20 protein-coding genes are annotated in these 24810 nt (G+C 47.9%); 10 read left to right on the plus strand and 10 right to left on the minus strand.

Features of this window, described 5'->3' with window-relative positions:
- The 5 genes from SFV55_RS02545 (at position 1) to SFV55_RS02565 (ending at position 4134) form a co-directional block, all read left to right on the plus strand.
- On the plus strand, positions 1–1188 hold the full coding sequence (locus SFV55_RS02545) for an efflux RND transporter periplasmic adaptor subunit (RefSeq protein ID WP_320027883.1): 1188 nt from the start codon (positions 1–3) through the stop codon (positions 1186–1188).
- 95 nt (positions 1189–1283) lie between these two features.
- The gene (locus tag SFV55_RS02550) at positions 1284–1787 is read left to right on the plus strand and encodes a heme-binding domain-containing protein (RefSeq protein ID WP_320027884.1); all 504 of its coding nucleotides are present in this window, start codon (positions 1284–1286) and stop codon (positions 1785–1787) included.
- Positions 1788–1974: 187 nt separating this feature from the next.
- Positions 1975–2637 (plus strand): hypothetical protein, encoded by a 663-nt coding sequence (locus tag SFV55_RS02555; RefSeq protein ID WP_320027885.1) that lies wholly within the window; start codon positions 1975–1977, stop codon positions 2635–2637.
- Positions 2638–2650: 13 nt separating this feature from the next.
- Complete coding sequence (locus tag SFV55_RS02560; RefSeq protein ID WP_320027886.1) at positions 2651–3226, plus strand: YceI family protein; 576 nt, start codon at positions 2651–2653, stop codon at positions 3224–3226.
- A 5-nt stretch (positions 3227–3231) separates the two neighbouring features.
- Positions 3232–4134, plus strand: a complete 903-nt coding sequence (locus tag SFV55_RS02565; RefSeq protein WP_320027887.1) for a DUF5777 family beta-barrel protein — start codon at positions 3232–3234, stop codon at positions 4132–4134.
- Between the two features lie 61 nt (positions 4135–4195).
- Here SFV55_RS02565 and SFV55_RS02570 read toward each other — a convergent pair whose 3' ends face one another.
- The 6 genes from SFV55_RS02570 to SFV55_RS02595 all read right to left on the minus strand — a co-directional run bounded on the left by SFV55_RS02570 (position 4196) and on the right by SFV55_RS02595 (position 9577).
- The gene (locus SFV55_RS02570) at positions 4196–5434 is read right to left on the minus strand and encodes a M43 family zinc metalloprotease (RefSeq protein ID WP_320027888.1); all 1239 of its coding nucleotides are present in this window, start codon (positions 5432–5434) and stop codon (positions 4196–4198) included.
- Between the two features lie 84 nt (positions 5435–5518).
- The gene (locus SFV55_RS02575) at positions 5519–6325 is read right to left on the minus strand and encodes a TPM domain-containing protein (RefSeq protein ID WP_320027889.1); all 807 of its coding nucleotides are present in this window, start codon (positions 6323–6325) and stop codon (positions 5519–5521) included.
- 24 nt (positions 6326–6349) lie between these two features.
- Positions 6350–6790 carry a TPM domain-containing protein gene (locus tag SFV55_RS02580; RefSeq protein ID WP_320027890.1) on the minus strand — a complete coding sequence of 147 codons (441 nt, stop codon included), beginning with the start codon at positions 6788–6790 and terminating at the stop codon, positions 6350–6352.
- A gap of 134 nt (positions 6791–6924) precedes the next feature.
- Positions 6925–7515 carry a LemA family protein gene (locus SFV55_RS02585; RefSeq protein WP_320027891.1) on the minus strand — a complete coding sequence of 197 codons (591 nt, stop codon included), beginning with the start codon at positions 7513–7515 and terminating at the stop codon, positions 6925–6927.
- A 192-nt stretch (positions 7516–7707) separates the two neighbouring features.
- Positions 7708–8790, minus strand: a complete 1083-nt coding sequence (gene meaB, locus SFV55_RS02590) for a methylmalonyl Co-A mutase-associated GTPase MeaB (protein WP_320027892.1) — start codon at positions 8788–8790, stop codon at positions 7708–7710.
- A gap of 10 nt (positions 8791–8800) precedes the next feature.
- A complete protein-coding gene (locus SFV55_RS02595) occupies positions 8801–9577 on the minus strand; it encodes an enoyl-CoA hydratase-related protein (protein WP_320027893.1) in 777 nt (258 codons plus the stop codon).
- 132 nt (positions 9578–9709) lie between these two features.
- Here SFV55_RS02595 and epsC point away from each other — a divergent pair, with 132 nt between their 5' ends.
- Together epsC and cysM are read left to right on the plus strand one after the other, a co-directional pair.
- A complete protein-coding gene (epsC, locus tag SFV55_RS02600) occupies positions 9710–10519 on the plus strand; it encodes a serine O-acetyltransferase EpsC (protein WP_320027894.1) in 810 nt (269 codons plus the stop codon).
- 2 nt (positions 10520–10521) lie between these two features.
- Positions 10522–11406 carry a cysteine synthase CysM gene (cysM, locus tag SFV55_RS02605; protein ID WP_320027895.1) on the plus strand — a complete coding sequence of 295 codons (885 nt, stop codon included), beginning with the start codon at positions 10522–10524 and terminating at the stop codon, positions 11404–11406.
- A 96-nt stretch (positions 11407–11502) separates the two neighbouring features.
- On the opposite strand, the gene sprA is transcribed toward cysM, so the two are convergent.
- Positions 11503–18867 carry a cell surface protein SprA gene (sprA, locus tag SFV55_RS02610; RefSeq protein WP_320027896.1) on the minus strand — a complete coding sequence of 2455 codons (7365 nt, stop codon included), beginning with the start codon at positions 18865–18867 and terminating at the stop codon, positions 11503–11505.
- A gap of 286 nt (positions 18868–19153) precedes the next feature.
- Complete coding sequence (gene ruvA / locus SFV55_RS02615; protein ID WP_320027897.1) at positions 19154–19744, minus strand: Holliday junction branch migration protein RuvA; 591 nt, start codon at positions 19742–19744, stop codon at positions 19154–19156.
- 151 nt (positions 19745–19895) lie between these two features.
- Between ruvA and SFV55_RS02620 the strand changes: the two genes are divergently transcribed.
- From SFV55_RS02620 to purD, 3 genes are all read left to right on the plus strand, one after another.
- On the plus strand, positions 19896–20312 hold the full coding sequence (locus SFV55_RS02620; RefSeq protein ID WP_320027898.1) for an element excision factor XisH family protein: 417 nt from the start codon (positions 19896–19898) through the stop codon (positions 20310–20312).
- Positions 20300–20641 carry a XisI protein gene (locus tag SFV55_RS02625; RefSeq protein WP_320027899.1) on the plus strand — a complete coding sequence of 114 codons (342 nt, stop codon included), beginning with the start codon at positions 20300–20302 and terminating at the stop codon, positions 20639–20641. The genes SFV55_RS02620 and SFV55_RS02625 overlap by 13 nt, the downstream gene beginning before the upstream one ends.
- Before the next feature lie 75 nt (positions 20642–20716).
- Positions 20717–21982: a phosphoribosylamine--glycine ligase gene (gene purD, locus SFV55_RS02630; RefSeq protein ID WP_320027900.1), complete on the plus strand. Its 1266-nt coding sequence runs from the start codon at positions 20717–20719 to the stop codon at positions 21980–21982.
- Positions 21983–22048: 66 nt separating this feature from the next.
- On the opposite strand, the gene SFV55_RS02635 is transcribed toward purD, so the two are convergent.
- Together SFV55_RS02635 and prfA are read right to left on the minus strand one after the other, a co-directional pair.
- Positions 22049–23674 carry an oligopeptide:H+ symporter gene (locus SFV55_RS02635; RefSeq protein ID WP_320027901.1) on the minus strand — a complete coding sequence of 542 codons (1626 nt, stop codon included), beginning with the start codon at positions 23672–23674 and terminating at the stop codon, positions 22049–22051.
- Between the two features lie 36 nt (positions 23675–23710).
- Positions 23711–24787: a peptide chain release factor 1 gene (gene prfA, locus SFV55_RS02640; protein ID WP_320027902.1), complete on the minus strand. Its 1077-nt coding sequence runs from the start codon at positions 24785–24787 to the stop codon at positions 23711–23713.
- Positions 24788–24810: the final 23 nt, after the last annotated feature.

The raw sequence follows: 24810 nt of genomic DNA on the forward strand, positions 1-24810 counted from the left end.
ATGAATCGCATCAAATATAACAGTATCCTCTTGTCCCTGACCTTGTTCATGCTGGCTTGTGGTAAAAAAACCGAGCCAAGCACAGAAAGTGCCGAGGTCGCTTCTACTCAGGAAATGAGTGGCAACACGGTTACACTGAGTACAGAACAAGCTGAGCAGGCCACCATCCAAACCGGAACTTTTACCCTCCGCCCATTGAGTGATTATTTGGACGTAAACGCTGAATTGGTTTTGGGCAAGGAGCATACCGCTCTAGTCAGTGCTTTTACCGAAGGAATCATCAGCGAATTGCGCATTCGCAACAACAGCAATGTCGCCAAAGGTGGGGTGCTAGCGGTGTTGCGCAAACCTGATTTATTGGACTTGCAACAACAGTACCTGGAGAACAAGGACCGCATGGTATTCCTCGAAACAGAATACCAACGTTACAAGGCCCTGAAAGAAAATGATGCTACCGCCACCAAGAATTTTCAAAAAGCCGAAGCGGATTGGCGCGCCGCTCAAACTTCAGGAAAACTCCTGGCTGCCAAATTGCGCCAGTATCAGATCGATCCGGCCAAACTTACTCCCGATAATTTGCGGACTGAGCTACTGATCACCTCACCAGTTGCAGGAGTAGTAACCCGGGTGGATGCCAGTTTGGGACAAGCGTTGAATCTGGGTGATCCCATTTGTGAGGTAAGTAACCTGGCCTATTTACACCCAGTGCTGTATGTCTTTGAAAAAAACCTGAACCAGGTTAAAGCGGGTCAAAAGGTACACTTGAAATTCCCGGGGGGCAATGAGCAAGTGTTCAACGCCCATATCGACTACCTCGAACGCAGCGTTGATGCCGAACGGAAAACCGTTCGGGTACACGCCCGTTTTGACCATACAAGTGCAGCAAGCAACCAACAAATGGCCAAGGGAGGTTTTCTCAACGCCCGGATTGCCTTAGCTGAAGCTGGTCTGCTGCCTGCTTTGCCAGAAGAAGCGGTGATCCAGGAACAAGGTGGCTATTTTATTTTTTACCAGGAAAAAAAAGAGGCCAGAAGTATCACTTTCCGTAGAGTTCCAGTTAAAAGAGGCCCAGCCAATGATGGCTATGTTGCCGTTGAACCACTCGAAACATTGCCACAAGGTGCAGCCATTGTCCTGAAAGGCGCTTATTATGTTTCCGCTAATGGAGGGGTAAGCGCAGAAGAATAGGTTACGTACGTATCGATGATGCTTGTTATGGAAAATTTCTAAACTAGTGATGGGACACCCTTTCAACTCTTGTCCCATCGCTTAACCACAAAGCCATGAAACTGCTCAAGAGGATTGGCCTTTTGCTGCTATTGCTAGCAATTGCCATTCAATTTGTTCCAGTCAACCGCAGCAATCCAGCCGTTGACCCCAATCAGGATTACCTCAAAGTAAGTGCTGCACCCGCTGAGGTTGCGCGTTTACTCAAAGCTTCCTGCTACGATTGTCACTCTAATGAAGCGAAGTACCCCTGGTATTCCTACGTCGCGCCAGTCTCTTTTTTGGTACAAAACCACATCCAGGAAGGGCGCTCCAAGGTAAATTTTTCCACTTGGGGTAACAGTTCTGCGCACGATCAGTCAGAAGCTTTGGAGGAAATCCCCGAAACCATTGCTGAAGGGGAAATGCCCTTATGGGATTACAAATTGATGCACCCTGAAGCGAAACTGAGCGAAGCGGAAAAACGGACCCTGATCGACTGGTTTAACTCAGGAAGCCAGGCCACTGGCCAAACCGGGGGTGACAAAAATCACCAGGAAGGAGAGGACCATGATGATTGATTTTTCGTTAGATACCACATCACAAAGTTGATTTTGTATTTAGTTAAAAATCTTTAACTATTTTTCGGAGGAGAAATCCATGCCTTCAGGCAACTTCCAAAGAAATTTTGCAGTATAGAAAGGAGGGATTTAGTTACATGAGTACACCACACTGAATCCCTCCTTATAATGTAAATGTAACATGACGGTGAAAAAACAATTTATTGGCTACCTCGTCCCCGGTTTATTAGGGGTCTTGTTCATTTTTAGTGCTTGTACACAGGAAAAAGTAGTAAACGTCAATCCGGTTTGTTTTGAGAAAGACGTGTTACCAATTTTTATTTCCAATTGTACCCAAAGCGGCTGCCACAATAGCCTTGATCGAGAAGAAGGAATTGAACTGACTTCTTATGCGACTATTGTGTCTAATGGAGTCAATCCAGGGGATTATAAGAGCAGTAAATTGTACAAGGTTTTGGTTTCAGTGGGCGACGAGTTGATGCCTAAGAAACCCTACAATCGGCTTACTGCTGAGCAGATTGGTACCATCGCCCTTTGGATTGAACAAGGTGCCAAAAATACCACTTGCGCTGGTACGACCTGTGATGTGAGCAAGGTAACTTTTGCTAAAACGGTAAAACCCATCCTTGATCGCTCCTGTAATGGTTGTCATGCAGGTAGTGCACCCTCTGGCAATATCGATCTTTCCACTCATACCAATGTCAAAAGGTATGTTCAGGACGGAAGTTTATTCGGAAGTATAAACCACGATGCTGGTTTTGTGCGTATGCCTGATGGAGCCGCAAAGCTCCCATCCTGCGAAATCAGCTCCATCAAGGAATGGATTCGCCTGGGCGCCCTTAACAATTAAAAACTTTAATTCTATGAACGTAACCCGCTTTTTCTATCTGCTGATGCTGCTCGCCAGTATCATTACCACTACAAATGCCCAATCTAAGTACTTCACCCGCACCGGAACTGTCGTCTTTGACGCCGAGGGCAAATTGGATGACATCGAAGAAATCAAAGCCAAGAATACCGCTGCTACCTGTGTATTGGATGCCGCTACCGGGCAAATGGAATGGGCAGTGACCATGAACAAATTTGCTTTCGCCAACTCACTAATGCAGAAACACTTCAACGAAAACTATGTTGAAAGTGAAAAATACCCCAAAGCAAATTTTAGGGGTAAAATCAATGACATCAGTAAAGTTAACTTTGACAAGGATGGAACCTATCCTGTTGGGGTAACCGGAAACATGACCCTACATGGCGTAACCAAAGAAGTAAATGTGAAAGGAGCTATCACGGTCGAAAAAGGAAAAATCCTGGTCAATTCAGGTTTTGAGATCCCACTAAAGGACTATAAAATTGATATTCCTACGGTAGTGTTTGTCAAAATTGCGGAAAGTGCCAAGGTCACGGTAAGCGCAGCTCTGGAAATCCTAAAAGGTAAATAAGCACAATGAAAAAACTCTGGCAACGATTGGCGCTATTGGCGCTTTTAATCAACATTAGTAGCAGTCTATTCGCTCAGGATGATCTGCTAGGTTTACTGGGAGAAGAAGAAACTGGTGACAAAGTAGTCAATGCCTTTAAATCACCACGAGTGATCAACGGCCACAGCATGGAAATGTTGGACGCGGGTGCACTGGATTTTCGGATCCTGCACCGTTTTGGCAAAATCAATCAAGGCTTTTACGACATGTTTGGACTGGATAATGCCTCTATGCGGATGGGATTTGACTATGGTATTACCCCTAATCTTACGGTTGGGTTTGGTCGTAGTACTTCCCGCAAGGAACTGGATGGTTTTTTGAAATACCGCCTTTTGTGGCAAAGCCGGGGAAGTAAAAGCGTTCCGGTTTCGCTGGTTTTGGTTGGAGGGCTTACCTACAATGGTTTAAAAGAACCTTTCGCCAGTCTGGAGATTGAGCCAAATTTTACACGCCGCACGGCTTATTATACCCAGGCCATCGTAGGGCGCAAGTTCAGCGAAAAGTTTTCGGCTCAATTGGTTCCCACCTGGTTGCACCGCAACATCGTGGAGAACGAATTGGAGTCCAATGACATCGTTGCCCTGGGCATGGGCCTGCGTTACAAATTTGTCAAAAGGGTCGCTTTAGTCGTAGATTATTACTATGCTTTTAATCGTTTTCCAGACGATCCAACTTACAATCCAACTTCCATTGGTTTTGACATTGATACAGGTGGCCACGTTTTCCAATTGCATTTTTCCAATGCGGTGGGCATGAACGAACGCGCCTTCCTGACTGATGCCAACGGCAGTTGGTTGAAGGGAGAAATTCAATTTGGGTTCAACCTATCACGGGTGTTCCAGTTGAAAGAGAAAAACAAGAAGTCTTAATAGAGTAATGCGTTTTATAACTAAGGGGTGGTCCTGAAGCATTGGGGTCACCTCTTTTTTATTACAAACTGATCATCTTCGCCCCCCGAATTCTCGCTCCTTCCTCTGCCAATACTTTTCCTCTCGTCCCTAAAAATCGGCGGGGAGCATCAATTCCCTCCCAACTCAACCCACAAGCATTGTGCAAAAGCGCCCCACTCCCCAATTCCAAACGGCCACCTGGTTCGATGGTAATGCGGGTATTTTCAGGTAAAGAGACCCGGGCCTGGATGCGCAATACGGCTCCGGCAGCTATCCTGAGGTTTCCATACAAGTCTTTATCACCCTTCCACACAATGGTATCTGTAATGCTTATATCGTAATTCACCTGAGGTTTGCACCAATAAGGGATAAAAAAACGCCGCTCGAAGCTACTGGTATCCGCCATCCGGGCCTGCATGGTGCCAATTTGGCAAGGCGAAAGGGCATTTTGCAGGGCGTTGTAATCCATCATGTTGTTGGAGGCAGCGGTATCACAGGGTGGATCGGGGGTCTGGTTCCAGCAGGGGTTGCCGTGGGCTGGGGTGTCGTCGCAACCATCGTTGTAAAAGGCATGGGCCAGGCCCAGAAAGTGCCCTACTTCGTGGTTTAGAATGCCTCGATGTACCCAGGCCGGCTGTTTACTTTCATACAATCCGGCTATTTTGATGGCATTGCCCAGCATGACCCCTACTCCACCGCCTTGATGCTCTGGATGATGGGGCATGATGAAAATGTTGAGCACTGAATCTCCCTGAATCTGGTATTTCTTAATCACTTCCATCCGGTCCAAGTTAGCCAAAGGGCCTTTGTGGATGTAAAAGCTCAGGGTATCGTCGTAATGAAAATAAACGCCTTGGTCTGGCGCTCCTGGTGCGGAAGGAGTTAGTTCATATTGGTACCGGGGTTGAATGACGGGAAGTTTGTTTTGATAAGGCTGCCAAAGTTTGTGGTTCTTTTGGAGATCCAGATTGGCATAATAAATCAGGTCTTTCGCCAAACGGATGGCCTCCTCCCCTTGGTAATTGTAGGCCCGGCTATGGGTGTTCATAAAATGCACATTCAGACGCAGGTAACGGATAGGGGTATGCTGGAGTTGAGCCGTATCTGGGACGTAATGCTCAGGATTACGGTAAATGATGTTGAGGCGGCGGGGACGCTGATCCGCACTTGCAGTAGCTTCCCGCCGGATGATTTTTTTGGTAGGCAACCATTTTTGGGCCAGCACAGGCAAAGGGAGGATGAAAATAAACAAACCTAAAAGTCCCTTTGTCCAATGCATATTTCACGATTTAGGTCAGAACCAGAAAACAAATATTGAAGGAATGAAAGTTTCTCAACTTCTCTCAACTTTTCTCAACTCCATTTACCAGTCTCCTCCTGCCCCTCCCCCATCAAAGCCATCGCTACCGCCAAAGCCGCCCCAGTCGTCGCCTCCTCCGTTGCCGCCCCAATCACTATTGCGATCAGAACCGCCGCCGCCAAAGCCGCCGCCGGGAAAAATAATCCATCCACCACCTGGCCCATAGCCCCGGTCGTCGTAGCGGCCACCACCATAGTAGCCACCCCCACCATTGTTGGGCCTGCGCGAAAGCACGGAGAACAGCACAATAACTCCGATAATAATGGCCAACAAGATCAAAAAAGAGATGGCGCCACCACCTGTATTTTTACCTTTTGCATCATTGGTGAATTCACCCTCAGCAACCTTGATGATGTCATTTACAGCACCGTCCAGGCCCGCATAAAAATCACCTTTTTTAAACGCTGGAGTGATGGTGTTTTCGATGATGCGTTTGGAGAGGGCGTCGGTGAGAAAACCTTGTACCCCCACATTGGTAACGATGCGGATTTTGCGTTCGGCTTGGGCCACATAAATCAGCACGCCATTGTCTTTGTCCTTTTGGCCAATGCCCCAGGCTTGAGCCAGGCGATAGGAGTATTCAAAAGCATCTTCGCCCTCCAGGGATCGGTCAATGACTATACCAATTTGAGTGGAAGTTGATTTTTCATAAGCCCGCAATTTTTGCTCCAGTGCGCTGGATTGTGCCGGGCTCAAAACACCCGCGTAATCGTTCACCATCGTTTGTGGGCGAGCGGGAATTTCTTTGGCAAAAACCCCATTCAGAACCCACAGTGAACTCAACAACAACAGCAGGGATTTCATTTTCATCACAAATGGTTTAAGAAAAAGAGATTACATGTCGTAGGAAATATCATCTGGTAGTTCGTTCGGATTATCTTCGTCACCATCCTGAGCCGGGAAATGTTTGTGGAGTTTGGCACCAATGAGGCGGACACCGGTACAGAGGCCTTCAGCAAAATCCTTGTTGCGAAAATGCTTCAACATTTCATCACGCACACCAACCCAAAAGTGGTTCATCACCCGGTCGTGGATCCCTTTGTCGCCAATAATGACCAACTGATGATCTTTAGGTACGATAAAAATCAGTACCCCATTCCGATCCTGGGTATTGGCCATTTTGAGGCGGTCAAATACACCCAATGCATCTTCCCAGGCTGTTTTGTTTACTTTGCCTTGTAGATGTACGCGAATTTCACCAGTTGTGGCCCCTTCTGCTTCTTTGATGCAGTCGATGACGCGTTTTTCTTCGTCGGAGGACAGAAATTTGGTCATAATGGCAAGTTGAAGTTGAAAAGTTAAAGAGTTGAGCAGTTGAAAAGAAGCTACCGCAGTAGCTTAGACAATCTCTTGGTCAAGACCGCTGCGGCAGCTAATTTTCAACTTTTCAACCCTAAACATTTCAGCTTTTATTCAAATTTTACATCCGGAGCATCCTGTGCACCTTGCTCTGCCTGGAATTGAGCCTTTTGTTTAAACCCAGCCATACCTGCAATTATGCTTGCCGGGAAGCGGCGGACTTTTTTATTGTAGGCCGTAGAAACATCGTTGTAGTTGTCCCGTGCAACCTTAATGCGGTTTTCGGTGCCTTCCAGTTGTGATTGCAGTTCCAAAAACGACTGATTGGCCTTAAGTTCTGGGTATTGCTCTGCAATCACCATCAGGCGTCCCAAAGACTGAGAAATACCACCTTGCGCTTGTTGAAAAGCAGCTAGTTGTTCAGGAGTAGCAGTGGCAGGATCAACGGTGATACTGGTTGCTTTCGAACGCGCTTCAATTACCGCAGTCAGAGTGCTTTTTTCAAAATTGGCCACTCCTTTTACAGTATTGACCAAGTTGGGAATCAGATCAGCCCGCCGCTGATAGGCAGATTGAACTTTGCCCCATGCGTTGTCAACATCTTCGTCTGCATTGACCATTCCGTTGTAAGTGCTACATCCACCCATAAGCGCAATCAGCCCCACCAGGATAAGTACAACTGCACTAACTAAATTCTTCATCGTATTGGTTTTTTAGAAGTTTTCAAAATTTGGAACAATATTGGACTGAAAAGAACTGTCTCCGAAAAATTTCCTCCCAATCGCTACAAATTGTCGGCGAATCGGGGCTTTTTTGGCTTGACCAAGGTACCGTTTTTTATGATAGTTGAGCAAGTGAGGAGTTGAGAAAGTTTAGGTTTCCACCATCAATGCTCAACTTCTCGATTCTAAAAACAATCGAACCAAATCTTCTGCTGCATGAAAGGGCGATTGTTTCTGTGTCAACACCTCTGCCTCTTTTTCGTTCAGCAATGCCGCCACTTGAGGATGCTGATAAAATTGTTCCCGCAAAGCCTGCTGGATGCTCTCGTGCAGCCAGTAGCGGGCCTGGGACTGGCGCTGGAGTTGAAAAAAGCCATTTGCCTCAGAAAAACGCCTGAACTCTTCTACCAACCCCCAAATCTCGGCCATCCCCATTCCACTCAATGCCGAGCAAGTCAACACCTGAACAGTCCAATTGCTGGCTTTGGGTGGAAATAGGTGTAGTGCATTGCGGTAATCCGCGGCGGCGCGTTTGGCCCTTGCCTGGTTGTCGCCATCCGCTTTATTCACTGCAATCAAGTCTGCCATTTCTACTATACCTCTTTTGATGCCCTGAAGTTCATCACCAGCACCAGGAAGTAGCAACAAAAGAAAAAAATCGACCATAGAATGTACAGCTACCTCGGATTGTCCAACTCCGACCGTTTCGATGATGAGTGTATCAAAACCGGCTGCCTCACACAAAATCAGGGTTTCCCGGGTTTTGCGGGCCACCCCGCCGAGGGAGTCACCAGCCGCCGAAGGGCGAATGTATACGCTGGGATCGAGGGCCAGTTTGGCCATTCGGGTTTTATCCCCCAGAATGCTGCCTTTGCTGATTTGGCTGCTGGGATCGATGGCCAATACCGCTAATTTTCGGCTATTCGCGCTCAAGTTTTGCCCAAAAGCTTCGATAAAAGTACTTTTGCCTACCCCCGGCACCCCAGTAATCCCGATGCGAATGGAGTTTCCGCTATGGGGCAAACAGGCTTCGATGATCTCGTGGGCCAAAGCTTGATGCTTGGCTTGTTTGCTCTCAATCAAGGTAATGGCCTGGCTTAAGCGTACACGATCACCCCCCAAAATACCAGTGATGTATTCGCCCGCCTCACTGAGTTTACGCCTGGGCTTGGGGGTCCAGTCTGGGTTCAGCGAAGCAGGTTGGGGGATGCCCTTTTGAACCGAAGGCCTAGTATGGTCTTTTGGGTCTGCCATAAAATTATTGCTACTTGCCTTTGAATTGTGGCTGCCGTTTTTCCAAAAAAGCTTGTACCCCCTCAGCGAAATCAACACTTGATCCTGCCAGGCCTTGCAAATCCATTTCGAGTTGCAACTGTTGAGTCAGTGAATGCCCATCTGAAGCCTGAATGGCTTGTTTGATCAACCCCAAGGCATAAGTAGGCATAGTAGCCAGTTTTTCTGCCAATGCCCAGGAAGCAGTTGCAAAGTCTTCATCAGGATAAACTTCGTAAATCATCCCGATATTACGCGCCTCAGTAGCGGTGATTTTTTCACCCAACATCATCATGGCAGTGGCTCGCTGTTTGCCCACCAAACGTGGTAAGGTAAAGGTACCGCCACTGTCCGGCACCAGCCCGATCTTGCTAAAAGCCTGTATAAAACTGGCCGATTGAGTGGCTACCACCAGATCACAAATCAGCGCCAAATTGGCACCTGCGCCCGCTGCAACTCCATTTACTGCAGCTACCACAGGTTTGGGAAGGTTGTTGATTTGTAAAATGATTGGGTTGTAGTATTCGCCCAATAATTCATCAAAAGTAGGCGGGTTGGGTTCCTGTAGTTCATTGAGGTCCTGCCCCGCACAAAAGGCTTTGCCCGTTCCACTGAGGTACACAGCCCGAATTTCATCGTCGCTTGCACAAGTTTTCAACACGTCCTGAAGGGCTTTACCCATCGGTCGGTTCAAACTGTTGTACACCGTTGGCCGATTGAGGATCACCCGGGCAACCTGGCCGATTTTTTCAAAAAGGATACTTTCCATTTGGTTTTATTGCCTTATAGTCAAATGTACTATGCTAAAAAGGATTTTTTGAAAAAAAGTGAATTTCTCATTTCACTTTCTGTTGCTTTATCTTGTTCTATCTGTACCTTCGAATTAGACAAAATACTTCCCATGGAGAAGCAGTTTATTCAAAAACTCTACGAGTCACATCAACAAGCCCAACAAATGCCTTCACCTTCGGCCATTTCAACCTGGCTCAACGGCATTTTGGGGCTTTTGTTTCCTGAATTTTCGGATCATCGTTATGCCAATCCCCGTGAATTTGAGCAACATTACCAAATGCTCAAATTGGAGTTGAATAAAATTCTGGATACCGCCGACGGCTCCTTGCATACCAAGGCACCAGAATTAGAAGGGGAATTCATGTCCTGCCTGCCCAGAGTTCGCGAGCTGCTGATCAAGGACGCGGAGGCCATTCTCAAGGGTGACCCCGCTGCAACCGACCTTCCAGAAGTCATCCGTACCTACCCTGGTTTTTATGCCATTGCGGTGTATCGGCTATCGCATGAGTTGTACGAAATGCGGGTTCCGCTCATTCCCCGAATTTTGACCGAATATGCACACAGTCGCACCGGAGTGGACATTCACCCTTCGGCGGAAATTGGAGAGAACTTCTGTATTGACCATGGTACGGGAATCGTCATTGGGGGTACTTCCAACATTGGCAACAATGTAAAAATCTATCAAGGCGTTACCCTCGGAGCTTTGAGTGTTAAAAAAGAATTGGCGGCCACCAAACGCCACCCTACCATTGAAGACAATGTGGTGATTTACTCCGGTGCCACCATTTTGGGTGGTGAAACCGTGATTGGCCACAGTAGCATCATCGGTGGTAACGTATGGGTCACCAAAAGTGTGCCGCCCTTCAGTCGCGTGTATTACAGCTCCAACGATAGTCACCAGCAAAAAACCAACGTTTAATTATGGCTTCAGTAGCAGACTTGATCGGGAATACGCCTTTGGTAGAGATACGCCACGTCATCCAGAAACCAGGCATCAAGGTATATGCCAAATTGGAAGGTCAAAACCCTGGGGGTAGTGTCAAAGACCGCGCCGCCTATGGCATGATCAAAGGCGCCCTGGATCGGGGCGAACTCAAACCGGGCATTCGTTTGGTGGAAGCAACCAGTGGCAACACGGGTATCGCGCTGGCCATGATTGCCCGCTTGTTTGACGTAGACATTACCCTGATCATGCCCGACAACTCCACCGCCGAGCGGGTACAAACCATGGAAGCATTCGGTGCCGAGGTCTTGCTGACCCCCGCGGAGCGCACCATCGAATACTCCCGCGAATTGGCTGAAGAAATGGTAGCTCAAGGTGGCTACCTCATGCTCAACCAGTTTGCCAACCCTGACAACTGGGGTGCGCATTACCGCAGCACTGGTCCCGAAATCTGGCGCGACACTGCGGGCGAAGTCACCCACTTCGTTTCTTCCATGGGTACCACTGGCACCATCATGGGCACTTCTCGGTATCTAAAAGAGCAAAGTGAAGCGGTGCAAATTGTAGGGGTGCAACCCACGGATGGCTCCAACATTCCCGGCATCCGTCGCTGGTCCAAAGAATTTTTACCCGAAATTTACGAAGCTGAACGGGTAGACCGCATCATTGACGTATCTCAGGATGAAGCAATCACCATGATGCGCCGACTGGCCCAGGAAGACGCCATTTTTGGTGGTGTAAGTAGTGGTGGAGCGGTGGCTGCTGCCGCAAAATTGGCCGAAGAACTGGACGAGGCCGTGATCGTGTGTATCATTTGTGATCGGGGAGATCGGTATTTGTCGTCGGGGGTATTTGGGAAGTAGTTGAAAAATTAAGGTTAAAAAGTTGAAATGAACTGCGCTTCGGCTTCGCTCAGCGACCAGTTCATTTCAACTTTTTAACCTTAATTTTTTCAACTATTACTGCAACGCAAATCTCACCACTACTCCACCCGAAGAATCCGTTCTTGGATAACCCGCCGAGGTTTTGGGTTCACTCCGACGATAATCTACAAAGAAGCGCAGCGACAGGCGCTGGTTCAGTTTGTATTCAGCCGAGGGAGAAATGCTCAAGTTGTAACTACCACGAGTTGGTTCCCGTACCCCTTGGTCGAGCAGGTGGTTGAAGGTCACGTCATCGCTGAGAGAGAAGTTGAACTGTAAGTCCAGCCCTCTGGGTGCAATGGCGGTGCTGCCTGGCGTTGAACCAGGAGCAGGTTTTGGCGCAGGTCGTTTTTTCTTTTTGGTCCCGCCAAAAAGAGAGCTAATGTCGAAATCATTGATTTTGTGCCCAAAACCAAAAACAATTTCCTTACGGCGCGTTTCTGCCAGCTGGTTGCTCACAAAACTCATGGCCAGGTTGCGGGTCAACTTGTAATCGAAGTTGAAGGTCATGCCATTTTTCATGGCTGCACTCACGGCGATCAAGGGGTTGAACCCTTCCTGTATCACCAGTTCGGGTACTTCCAAACGTGGGTAGAAGTTGTTGTTCAACTCATTGAGAAAGCCCTGATCGCGGGTACGCAAGAAGTCCAGCCCTGTGTTGAATGTGTTGATGGTCAACCCAGACTTGTAACCATGCGTCAAACTGAAACTTTGGAAATACTCCTTAAAGAAAGGCAAACGGCTCAAACCATTATAGGTAAAACGCCAATTGACCTGGGGGAGCAATTCAAACAAGTTCAGGTTGACACCCCTTGCATCTTGTCCGGTATAGGCGGCCAAAAATGCCGGAATCAATACCTCCTGCTGGGTACGCCCATAACCAAAGGTGTAGCCTTGTTTTGCCAGGGTCGTGTCCACGTGCTCACCATTGCCGAGGCGTTGCGAAATGATGACCCGATTGTCTTCAAACGTTTTGAAGAGGGTACGCAGATCAGAAGTGTCACCTTTGAACAGCGTTTTGAGGGCGGAGTAAGACATCGTCAAAGTACCCACATCCTGAGGAATGGCGTGTACAAAGCGGGTGTTGTTGTCCAACAAAGTATCCTTAAAGTACTGCGAATGGTTCTGGGTATAACTACGACTGATATCCAGGTCGAGGCGCATGTCGCGGAAGGGTTCAATGGTCACACGGGCATCCCAGTTTTGAGTAGATAGCTGGGTTACTTCGCGGTTTTGGAACACACTGCTCGACATCCAGCCCTGGTTCGCTGATTTGGCCAACCAGTCTTTTTCGGTACCGTATTGATCCTCCCGCAATTTGCTGATGCGTGGTTGAATACCTGCTACAAAATCCCAGCCCGGGGAATCGAACTGGTTCATTCCCAACAAACGAGAGGTCGGAGTATATCCTGGCACTACCGTATTGTGTTGCTCAGAGTAGTTGAAACGGGCTTTGCGCAAGGACAACAAGGGCCGCAAGATCAGCTTTAAACCTGGCGACAGCTCTGCACTTCCTTTTTTCTCTTTATCCTTATCTTCTCCCTGAGTACTCCGGCGTTCCTGGCTAGATCCTCCAGAACGGGATACTTGTTCAATTTTGCGCAGGAAAGAGATTTTATTGTACAGCTGGTCAAAGTTGAAGTCGGCGTTGGCTTGAATGTTCTGGCCGTTCTGGATTACGTTTCCGAGCGAGTCAGTGTTCAAGGCTGCTGCGGTCCAGCCGTAGTTGCCCCGGTATTGACCTTTGATACCCACCCACTCCATGTAAGGGATCAGCTTGGTTGGCATGGTATAGTTGAGTGTGAACTCGTGCTGGTAGTTTTTGGTACGTCCTAGGTTTTTGACGTTGCTCCAGATACTGTCCCGGCGATAACGGTTTTGCTCGGCTAGCGGCAGGCCACGTTCGCGCAATTCTGTTTCATCCGGTTCATCCACCACGGCATCATTGGCTGCGTTGAAATTGAATTTGAGGCCCTTGGTGAAGTCCCATTGCAAGTTGTAGTCACGCCCCCACAGGAATCGTTTGTTAAAGAAGGTACTGTACTTGGGATCCAGATCGGTAAAGCGGTATTTAGTGGTCTGGAACTGTCGATCCATCAAAGAGCTAAAGGTAAAGGAGCTGGGGAGTGGGTTAAAATTGAGTTCAGAAATCAGTTTAAGTGCATTGCCCTTGAGTTTTTTCAAGGGTTGAATGTACTTGGCCTGGGTGCTGAACTGGTAATTGATGCCTGCGTTGTATTTTTCGATTTCATCACTTTCGATAAAGGGATCGCTGCGCTCGGTGGCCGTATAGCCATAACTCAGTGAAACGTTGGAAATGTCCCAGGGCATAGGTTTGCTCTGGTTTTGACCGCCCCGTTCTTTACGTACATTGGTGAAGTTGTAACTCTTCACGGTGCTGATTTCCCGGGTAGTCCGTTCGATGGAGTCACGCACGGTGGCATTGTCCGTTTTGCGGATTTTTTCCTTCAAAATCACGTCCAGGTCGTATGGGTCAAACTCCGGTGTCTCAATGCTGCGTGAGTATTGAGCGTAAAAAGGCAGGCGCAGGTTCCAGTCTTTGGGCAAAAATTTGTTCAGTTCGAGGTTACCCGCGATATCAAAACCGGAATTGTCAAAGCGGCTACGCTGTTGTACTTTTTGATCGATGGCACCATATCCGATGGTTCCAAAATTACCAGCCACAGTTACGTTACCCAGGTCGGCCATTTGGATGTCCATGCGGGCAATACCTGCTACCCCACCCCGCTCATCGAGGCCAGTGAGGCGCATTTCATTAGCCCAGACTACGGCGCCAACGGGGTTGGGTTCTCCGCCCTGGGGGTTGCGAATCCCAATCATTACAATTTTGGCATTGCCCAGGTTGGGATTACCTCGCACTTTGACCCAACGGGTGACGGTTTGTTCGTTTTCCAGCGTTACCGATATTTGTCTGACGAATTCCTGGTCCAAGTTGGCACCACTGGTAGCATTGCGTTCCTCTTTGACTTCGCGCAGCAGAGCCAAGGGGAAATCAAATTCGTTCTCCAGTTTCCATACCTCTTCTTTGTAGGCATTGGAAATACTTGGTGTTTGTGTATCGGGCAAACGGTCAACTCGTGATAAAATCAAAGGCATTTCGTACTCGTAATAGTTGTTTTTGAAGTCGCTACCCAAGCGTACAAAAATCCGCAAACCCGATGTATCCCGTGGCATGATGGTTTGGTCGAAATCTTCGGCGTGTACAAACATTTTGAAACGTTCGTAGACCCGCATGTCCAAACCGATGTTTTTGAATACAGCCCGTTCATCACCTTCGCACAGATCTTGCAAGGTCAACGACAAAGACTGCTCGTTTTGAAGTGTATTGATGACCCCACCGATGGATTGTTCCCGTTGAATACCAATGGGCAGTACGTAACCAAATGGGCGGGCTTCACTGGGGTCGGTGTTTTCTTCGATGTTAACCGCATCTACTTCAAAGACGGTTGCAGCATCGATGCTACAAGGCGAGTTCACCTCGGGCGACAAGTCCTGAGTATACTTCCGCCACTGGTTGCGCACAAATTCCATGGTGGCAAAGCGGAAGTTGACCTGGGTTTCAAAACCATCCAGGAGAATCCGCATAAAACGAATGGAGCGGAAATCCCGAATCCCGCCAACAGCCCGATCAAACTGGCTCAGCGGCATGCGGAAACGGTACCAGATGCGGCCATCCTTTTCGATGCGGTCGGTAACCAATTTCACTCCACCGTCACGTAACCGGGCAGAATCGAGGTTGATTTCTCCATTTTTATCGTGAAAAATCGGAATCCGGTATTGGAAGTAAGCTTCCGTTTCGTTGAGCGTATTGTCGTAGTTGAGGTCTTCCGCGTCGGGGTTGTTGGTGGAAGAACTTTGACTTTGGCGGCTGGTGTTGGTCTCAGAGTTGCCTTCCGGGTTGTTGAAGTCGCGGTAACGGGTAACTACGTCCACATTGGAGGGGAAGCTGGGGTCATTCCAAAAGCGGAAGTTGTCACCAGAAGGGTCTTGTTCCAAACGTGATGCGGCATTGGTATTCACCGCCCGAATGGCGTTCAACCAAGGTGCAAATTTTGCCCGTTCACCCGAATCACTTAGTCCGTCCAAGCCCACGTCTTGCAAACGGCGCGAGGTAGTATCGTTGTCAAAAGCGGCGGTAACCTGTTGGGTGAGGGGCACTTTTGACCAGGAAGTTTCTTTGGTCCGGCGGTCTTTGTTGAAGTTACTTGGTAGACCATTTTCAAAAAAGCGCAAACCGTCTTTAAGAATGTCCTCAGAAATGTTCCCCAATTGGAATGTCAGATAACCCTGTTTTTTATCGGCATCAGGCGCTGCGCTGCCACTTCCATCTTCATTGAGGAAAGGGCTGAGCATCCAGAATTCCAGGAATTCGATGTTGGCGGTTTGAAAATCATTGGTGGTTAAGGCGCGCATCATCCCCCCCCAACGGGTCTTAGGATCGCGTAAAAAAGTCTCGCCTCCTACAAATTCCAAACCTTTGGAAAATGCACTACCATTGGGTTGTTCAAAGTTGTAAGGTCCCCGTTCCCGAGGGTTAAAGACCATATCCAAGGTTTGAATATTGGGCAATTCTGTCAACTGCAACTGGCGGTTGGGGAATACTTCGTTTTGAGGGATAACCCGGGTATATGGGTTGACGTTGTCCTGCTGACCGGTGCGGATGCCAAAGTTATCGATGCGGTACCAACTCAGTTTGGCGCGGTTGTAGCCATAAGTCACATCATCGCGGAAAAGCGCTTCCGGGCGTGCAGCGGGGTTCCCGGGGTTTTGATCCTGGGGTGCACTCGCCAGGTACCAATTGATGACGGGTTGGCGCAAGTCGAAGGTGTTGTTGGCGCCTTCAAAGTCGTCTACGTACACTACCCCACCCTTATCCTTGCGGTTTTGGTTGATCGCTTTGGCGTGGCCAGGACGGATTGCGGCCAATTCCCCTGTAAAGCTGATGCTGGAAGGTGCTTTGGTCGAAAGGCCGGGAATAGCATCAATGGCTTTCGTCAACCAGGGGGCCTCCCTTTTGAAGTTGACATCCACCCCATACACATTGTTGTTGATGGGATCTTCTCCGATGTTTACTTTTTGGGTAAAAGGGCGTTCCCAGAGTTTCATGATGGTTGCCCCGATGTTGAAGTTTTTGTCAATTTCGTAATCGGCACGCAAACCCAACATGCTCCGGTTTTGGAAACCAAAGAGGGTGTTGTCTTCGAGAGAGACGTTGATCTGGGCACCCGAAGCCAGGATGGCATCGTTGAGGATGCGCAAACGCCCCAGGTTGTAGTCGATTTCGTAGTCACGGCCTTCCACGAGTTCCTGGCCGCCGCCACTCACTTTGACCGAACCTTGGGGAATGTTAAAGGCTCCCAGAGAGATTTCGGATGAAACACTCGATTTATAGGTACCCTTGATCACGTAGCGGTTTTTCTCCTGGAATTCCTGTGCACGGAACAAGGTGGAATCGTACAATTCTTGATAGATGTACTTACTGGCAATATCCGCTGGAGTATCCTTGATTTTTTTGATAAGGGAAGACCCAAATGGCTCCAAAACCGGGAACATGATGCGTCCGGTATTGGTGTTGATGGTCAGGTCCGGCACAAAATCGAAGACCCCGTCCGGTTGTGGGTCACCCTGGATGTTCAAAACGTCCACGTTGAACACGCGCAACAGCGGCACACCTTGCAAGTTGGTTTCTGGTAAAAAACGTTTTACCCCTCTTCCTGGATCTTCATAATAAATGTCCAGGCGGAATTCCTTTTGGTCTACCTGTACGGCACCAGTAGGATAGATGTTTTTCATCATCAGGTCCCAGGTGGCTACATCGGTGCGTTGAATGGTGCTTTTGAGCAATTTGACATACAACACGTTCAGCGATGAGTCGGGGCGGATGTTTTCCGAGTTGTTGGACAATTCCCCCACTTTATAGGAGCGACCATTGTAGGTATATTGGTAGGCCACGCCCACGGTTTGGTCTGGCAGTACGTTGATGCGCAAAGAGATAAAGCCCAGTTCAGGATGAACCGTATATTCGGTTGGTTTCAACTTACGCGCGGTTACCTTTTCAAAGTCGCGGGTTGGGACCATACCGAATTGGCTTTGTAAGGTACTGATCGATTTTTCGATGGCACGCGCATCACCCTGACCGATCACCCGATCGTAGAGGTTGTTGGCGCGGTTGTCGGGCAGTGGAATCCCAGTGATGTCTTTAGGTGCTCCGGGCCGAATGTCGACGGAGTTGTTGTTGACCAGCCATTCTTCACGGCCTTCGCCCAGGTCGGCCATTGCTACGATGTCGCGTACATTATCCACCTCATTGCGGTCGTTGGTGATCCATACTTCAATGTTCTCCAACTTGAACAGGGAGCGAATTTGGGGCAAGTTCTCCAGCGAAGGTTCGAATACTTCGCGGTTGTAATGCGAAAGCAGGAAGTGGCGGTTTTCATCGTATTCGTCCGCTTTGACATCAAATTCCTGTTGTTGGCTACCGCCCTGGATCTGGATGTTTTTGCGCTCCGATTTTTGTTGAGAAACCAAACCGGTCAGGCGCAAGTGGCCAAACTGGAGCTCGGTTTTGATCCCGAAAAGGCTTTGGGCACCCTGAATCAGCGTTCCACGCAAGGGCATACTGACGTTACCCGCTTCGATTTTTTTCAGGATATCATCCTCTCCAAATTTTTGGCTGTCGTAGTTCAGTTTGATCACCTGGTCGAAGTCAAATGCTGCACCCGTATTGTAGTTGGTGTTCAGGTTGAGCTTTTCCCCAATTTTCCCCTGCACATTCATTTGAATGTTCATGTCAAAATCGAACAGGAATTGGTCGCGTTGACGCAGGTTCAGGATGGGGTTCTCCAGGCGTTGGTAGTCGTACCCAAAAGTAAGGTCAACGTTACCTTGTGGCTTGATGTCGATGGTATTGCCTCCAAACAAGCGATCAATCAAATCTTTTTTGATGTCGATCTTGCTGAAAGGATCCAAGGGGTTTTTATCGTCCTTTTTGCCCCTGGTCTTGGTTGACAATTCGCGGAAATAGGACGCCTCATCCTGCTTTTGGCGGTACCTGGTGTACTCATCAAAAGTCATGTAAGAAGGTGGACGGAAAAAATCCTCTCCAATCCTTTCTTCGATGAGGTAGTTACCCGAATTAGGATCGTACTCCACTTTTTTATCAATGGCCTTAGGGTCTTTGATGTCAAAGGGGTTCGTTTTGGGCGCATTGATGAAATTATCTTTGCGATCCTTGATCGGCACGGTGTCGGTCAAAGCAGTGCTGCTTTTCCGGCCAAGCCGGGTGCCTAAGTTGAATGTCGGATGATAGGTTACGTCTACCGCGCTCAGGGTAACGGCGATTCCTAACAACAAGCTGAATGGTAAAATTGTCTTATTCATATAACAAACTGCTGCACACGGGATAATAACGGTTCGCGGTTTCAGGGGTTCCAAAGTTCCATCGTTCTGAGACCTTGTAGTTGAACAAGTGTCATGGAACGCTGGGGCTTTAGTGCCCAGGAACCAAAAAATCGGTTTTCCGGAAATAGCTTAGGTGCGTCTTTGGGAGGCAAGGAGTGACTAGGTTGAGGTTGAAGTGTTTCGAAATTTCAGGATTACAAAGATTTTCACAAACCTCGTCCTGGAACCTTGGAACACTTGACCACGGATACCCAAACACCCTTTTTTATGCAGATAGCTCTCTGAGAGCGAGCTTGATAAGCTGCTCCACACTTTGGATGGCTTGGTCTTTCAGGAGTTGATTCAGGACTTTTTGTACCGCAATCTTCTGGAAGCCCAACGCTACCAATGCAGATAACGCCTCTTCCCGGATAGTATTGTTTTGTGAAGGAAATGTTAATGGTAAATCGCCTGAATCTTTCACCAATTTGTCTTTTAAGTCCAGAATAATCCGTTTGGCCATTTTTGGGCCGATGCCTTTCACGGCACGGAAAACCTGCTCCTGTTCGCCGATGATGGCGGCACGTAATTCGTCGGCGCTAAGCGAGGACAATACAATCTGAGCGGTATTTGGGCCTACTCCGCTCACCGAAATCAAGTGGCGAAAAAGGTTACGTTCGGTTTCATCCGCAAAACCGTACAGCGTATGGCTGTCTTCTTTGATGTGGAGATGGGTTAAAATTTTTACCTCATCTTTTTTTTCAATCTGGCTGAACGTATTCAGGCTGATGTGCACCAAATACCCTACTCCATTGACATCTACCACAACATAGGTTGGTGTTCTTTGGGTGATGTCTCCTCTCAAGTATGTAATCATGACAATGTGCTGATGTGGTAATGTGTTGATCTGCCAATAAAAGCGGCGGCAAATTTAGTATTTTTATGGATTTTGCCATTAGCAATCCTCAATCAATTAAAAAGTTGGACAAGTAAAATTTTTTAACTAATTTTGAAAACAAAAAGTTGCATTGGCTAGAGATTTTTACCACGATGCTGTAAAGGAGGCCCTCATCAAAGAGGGTTGGTTAATAACTGACGATCCTTTGACACTGCTTAGTCGAGAAGAAGGTGGACTACAAACTGATCTTGGTGCAGAGAAAATCATCACTGCAGAAAAAGGTATAACCAGGATTGCGGTGGAGGTCAAAAGTTTCACCAATCCATCCATTATCCACGATTTCTTACTTGCAACTGGTCAGTATCAAGGTTACTCAATTGTAATGCGAAAGAAAAATATCGAACGAACAATGTATCTGGCAATGCCATTTTACATTCATGAACGTCTTGATGATTTGCAATTTTTCAAGGATATTGTAGCGGAATTGAACTTGAAATTTATTTTATTTCATCCACAGCACAAAACAATTCAAGCATGGAAAGAGTAGTCTTTCTTAGATCAAAAATAGAACAAGTAATGAAGGCCTATTTGGAGGAATTAAACCAACCAAATAATGAAAATATCCGCTTTGAATCAGTAATTGATCCAAATGGTCAACATTTTCAAATTATAGCCCTTGGATGGGAAAACGAAAAAAGAGTGTTCAATCTCCTCTTTCATCTTGACATAATTGATGAAAAAATATGGGTACAAGAAGACAAAATGGAAAATAGCATCGCCGAACTATTGGTAGAACATGGAGTATCTAAAAAGGATATTGTGCTTGCCTATTTCCCTGAATATCACCGCCAGTTTACAGAATATGCTGTTGCCTAAGCAAAAGCATTAAGAAAGCAAACCATTGTTTATCTCTGGGTTTTCTCTATTTTTGCGGCCAAAATCAGAGATACCATGAAAATTCTATTGCTGGGAAGTGGAGGAAGAGAACATGCATTGGCCTGGAAATTGCGGCAAAGCCCCCTTTGTAAAGCCCTTTGGATTGCACCGGGCAATGCCGGGACAGCTGAGCTCGGCACCAATGTCAGCCTCGATCCCAATGATTTTCCGGCAGTAGCTGCCACGGTGCAGCAGGAAGGAATTGACATGCTGGTCGTTGGGCCAGAGGAGCCTCTGGTACGCGGCATTTACGATTATTTTCAAAGCCATTTTCCCAACTTGCCCGTCATTGGCCCTTCTCAGGTGGGCGCCCAATTGGAAGGTAGCAAGGCCTTTGCCAAAGAATTTATGCTCGAAATGGGCATACCCACCGCAGCTTACCGCGAATTCACCGCAGCAACCTTACAGGAAGGGCTTGATTATATTTTGACCCAAACTACCCCCATTGTACTCAAAGCCGATGGTTTGGCCGCGGGCAAAGGGGTGGTCATTCTGGATGATTTACAAGCTGCCCAGGAGGAATTGCGGGAGATGTTGAGTGGAAAGTTTGGCGCAGCCAGTGCCAAGGTGGTCATTGAGCAGTTTTTGTCCGGAATCGAATTTTCGGTTTTTGCCCTCACTGATGGCAAGGATTATGTCATTTTACCAGAGGCTAAGGATTACAAGCGGATTGGTGAAGGTGATACGGGCCTGAATACTGGTGGGATGGGTGCGGTTTCTCCAGTGCCTTTTGTGGACGAGGTATTGATGCAAAAGGTAGAATCCAAAATCATCCGCCCTACTGTTGAAGGCCTGGCCAAACGTGGTATAGTGTATAAAGGTTTTGTTTTTTTTGGCCTCATCAAAGTGGGCAATGAACCTTATGTGATCGAATACAATTGCCGCATGGGTGATCCCGAGACTGAAGTGGTCATGCCCCGCCTGCAAAATGATTTGGTCAGCCTTTTAATCGCAACGGCCGAAGGCACTTTAAATCAGCAGAAAATTGTGATGGACTCACGTTCAGCGGCTACCGTAATTTTGGTATCCGGTGGCTATCCGGGGGATTACGAAAAAGGTAAAGTCATCAAGGGCTTGGATCGGGTGGAAGGGAGTATGGTTTTCCAGGCTGGAACCAAGGAGGCTGGTTCAGAGATCGTTACCAATGGCGGCCGCGTCATTGCGCTGACTTCTTATGGCGATAATTTTGATGAAGCGCTGGTGTTTTCCAACCGCAATGCGGAGGTGATTAAGTTTGAAGGGAAGTATTATCGGCGGGATATTGGGTTTGATTTGCACTAGCATTTAGCCACAAACATGAGACATCCCGAATTTTTGGGATGACTCATGTTTGTGGCTAAAGTTTAATTAATGCACCCCGTGCATCCACTTCCGCAACAGCGGAATCAATAAAGCCAAGACCCCAGTGATTCCAACCACCACATAGATTCCCCACAAGAGATACGTATCAGTATACATCATCAAGGACTCGGTTCGGCTCAAATCGGCTCCATCACTGTGCCCTACCGCAGTCAATTTACCAATTTCACTCGCCAGGCTATTTCCAAGCGAAATGGACAAATACCAGGCCCCCATCACAAAGCCAACCATTTGAGGTGGCGACAATTTGCTGATCATGGAAAGGCCTACAGGTGAAATGCTCAATTCGCCGGAAGTATGGAAAAAATACATGAGTACGAGGAAAATCAAAGGTACCAGGCCATCATTCGCAAAAGAACGGGCACCCCATACAATCAGGCCAAAACCAATGGCAATTTGCAGCAAGGACAATACAAACTTCAAAGGTGTACTGGGCTCCAATTTCTTTTTACCCAACCAAATCCACAGCCAGGAGAAAAAAGGCGCCAAAAGAATCACAAAAAAACCATTTAGGGCACCAAATTGGGCCGCAGGAATTTCAGTTCCTGCCACCATCCGGTTGACGTTTTTGTCGGTAAACAAGGCAATGGAGCCTCCGGCCTGTTCAAACAACATCCAAAAAATCATGTGAAAAAAGAAGAGGAATACCACTACCAGGAGCCGTTGACCTTCTTTTTTGTCTGGCAATCTCAGTGCCGTCCAAATCAGATACCCTAAAATAGAGGCGCTAACGATCAGCAATACCCGATTCAATATGGCATTGGGATTGAGTAAAAACATTACCAGCGGAATCAGCAGAATCGTGCCCAGCAAAATGGTTGAATTGACGGACAAACCCACCAACAGTGGTTTTCGGCCAGCCTGTGGATCAGTAGGCAAACCCTTGTCTTCAAAATACCTCGGCCCCAACCACGCGAAGAGGATCAAGCCCAAAGTCATCCCGATCCCGGCCAATCCAAAACCGTAATGCCAGCCAACGCGCTGACCTACGTACCCACAGGTAAGCATCGCGAGTAAGGAACCCGTATTGACCCCCATGTAAAAAATAGAATAGGCACTGTCTTTACGGGGATCATCCAATTCGTAAAAAGTGCCCAAAAAGCTCGACATGTTGGGTTTAAAATAGCCATTCCCGACAATGATGATGGCCAGGGAAAGGAAAAAAATGGTCTGGCTGCTCTCAAATCCCGGAAGGCCTTGCATACCCAGGGTGATGTGTCCGATCGCCATCATTGCAGCACCTATGATCACCGAGCGCCGAAAACCAAAAAAACGGTCGGCAATCATCCCGCCCACTACCGGAAACAGATAAGCCATCGCTGTATACGCTCCATATACACCCAGTGCCTTGGTATTGGCTTGTTGCTCCCCCAAATTGGCGTACAAAACCTTGGCCATGTACAAAGTAAGCAAAGCCCGCATACCATAATACGAAAATCGTTCCCACATCTCGGTGAGAAAGATGATCACAATGGCCTTGGGGTGGATTTTTCGGTTGGCATAAATGACGATCGGTATCCAGATCAATACAAATACCCAGCCTGAGATTAGGAGCAATTGAGCGATGTCTAGCATAATTTGGTGGTCGTTGGGGCGCCCCTTGCGGGTACCCATATGGTTAAAGTTGGTCAACCGCGAGGGTTGCCCCTACTACGCGCCGATTTCTTCGCCTGCCTTCAATTTTTCAGTATTTTCATACATTTGCAGCGCCTCGATAATGCCTTCGATATCACCTTCCATCACTCGATCCAAGTTGTACAGGGTCAGGTTGATGCGGTGATCCGTGAGACGGTTTTGCGGGAAATTGTAGGTACGGATTTTGTCCGAACGGTCACCACTCCCTACCAGCGATTTGCGTTTCGCGGCCTGCTCCGATTCGTGGGCTTGCTTGCGTTGATCGTAGATCTTTTGGTACAAGCGTTGCAAAGCAATTTCTCGGTTTTGAATCTGTGAACGGCCATCAGTACTTTCTGAAACCACTCCGGTTGGAAGGTGAGTAAAACGTACCCCCGATTCCGTTTTGTTGACGTGCTGACCACCCGCACCACTGGAGCGAAAGGTGTCTACTTTGAGGTCTTCCTTGCGAATTTCCAGGTCTTCCATCTCCAATTTGGGCATCACCACAACAGTTGCCGCAGAGGTATGCACCCGGCCTTGGGATTCAGTCTTGGGAACCCGTTGTACGCGGTGAGCGCCGGACTCAAACTTGAGCGTACCGTACACATCTTCACCCTGTATCTCCAATACCAGTTTGTTGTAGCCACCTACCGTACCCTCATTGATTTCCATGGCATCCACTTTCCAGCCCTTGCTCTCAAAGTAGCGGGTATACATGCGGTAAAGGTCTCCAGCAAAAAGGCTGGCTTCGTCTCCACCTGTCCCTGAACGGATTTCAAAAATCACGTCACGGGCGTCCTCAGGATCTTTGGGGATCAGCAGGTATTTGATTTTTTCTTCCAGCTCCTCCAACTGCGGCAGAATTTGGTCCAATTCCTCCTGGGCCATTTCCCGCATTTCCGGATCCTCATCACCTAGTGCTTGTTTGGCCGAGTCGCGATTGCTCAACAAGTTTTTGTACCCAAGGTAAGCCTCTACAATAGGTTTGAGGTCTTTGTAATTTTTGCTCACCTTTTTATATCGGTCCATATCCATAATGATGTCGGGATCCGACATCTGTTCCTCCAAATTCAGGTACCGATCATAAATGGCTTCCAGCTTGTCCAACATAACCTTGATAGATTGTGAAAATC

The sequence above is a fragment of the Haliscomenobacter sp. genome, from assembly GCF_033763495.1.
Lineage (GTDB): Bacteria > Bacteroidota > Bacteroidia > Chitinophagales > Saprospiraceae > Haliscomenobacter.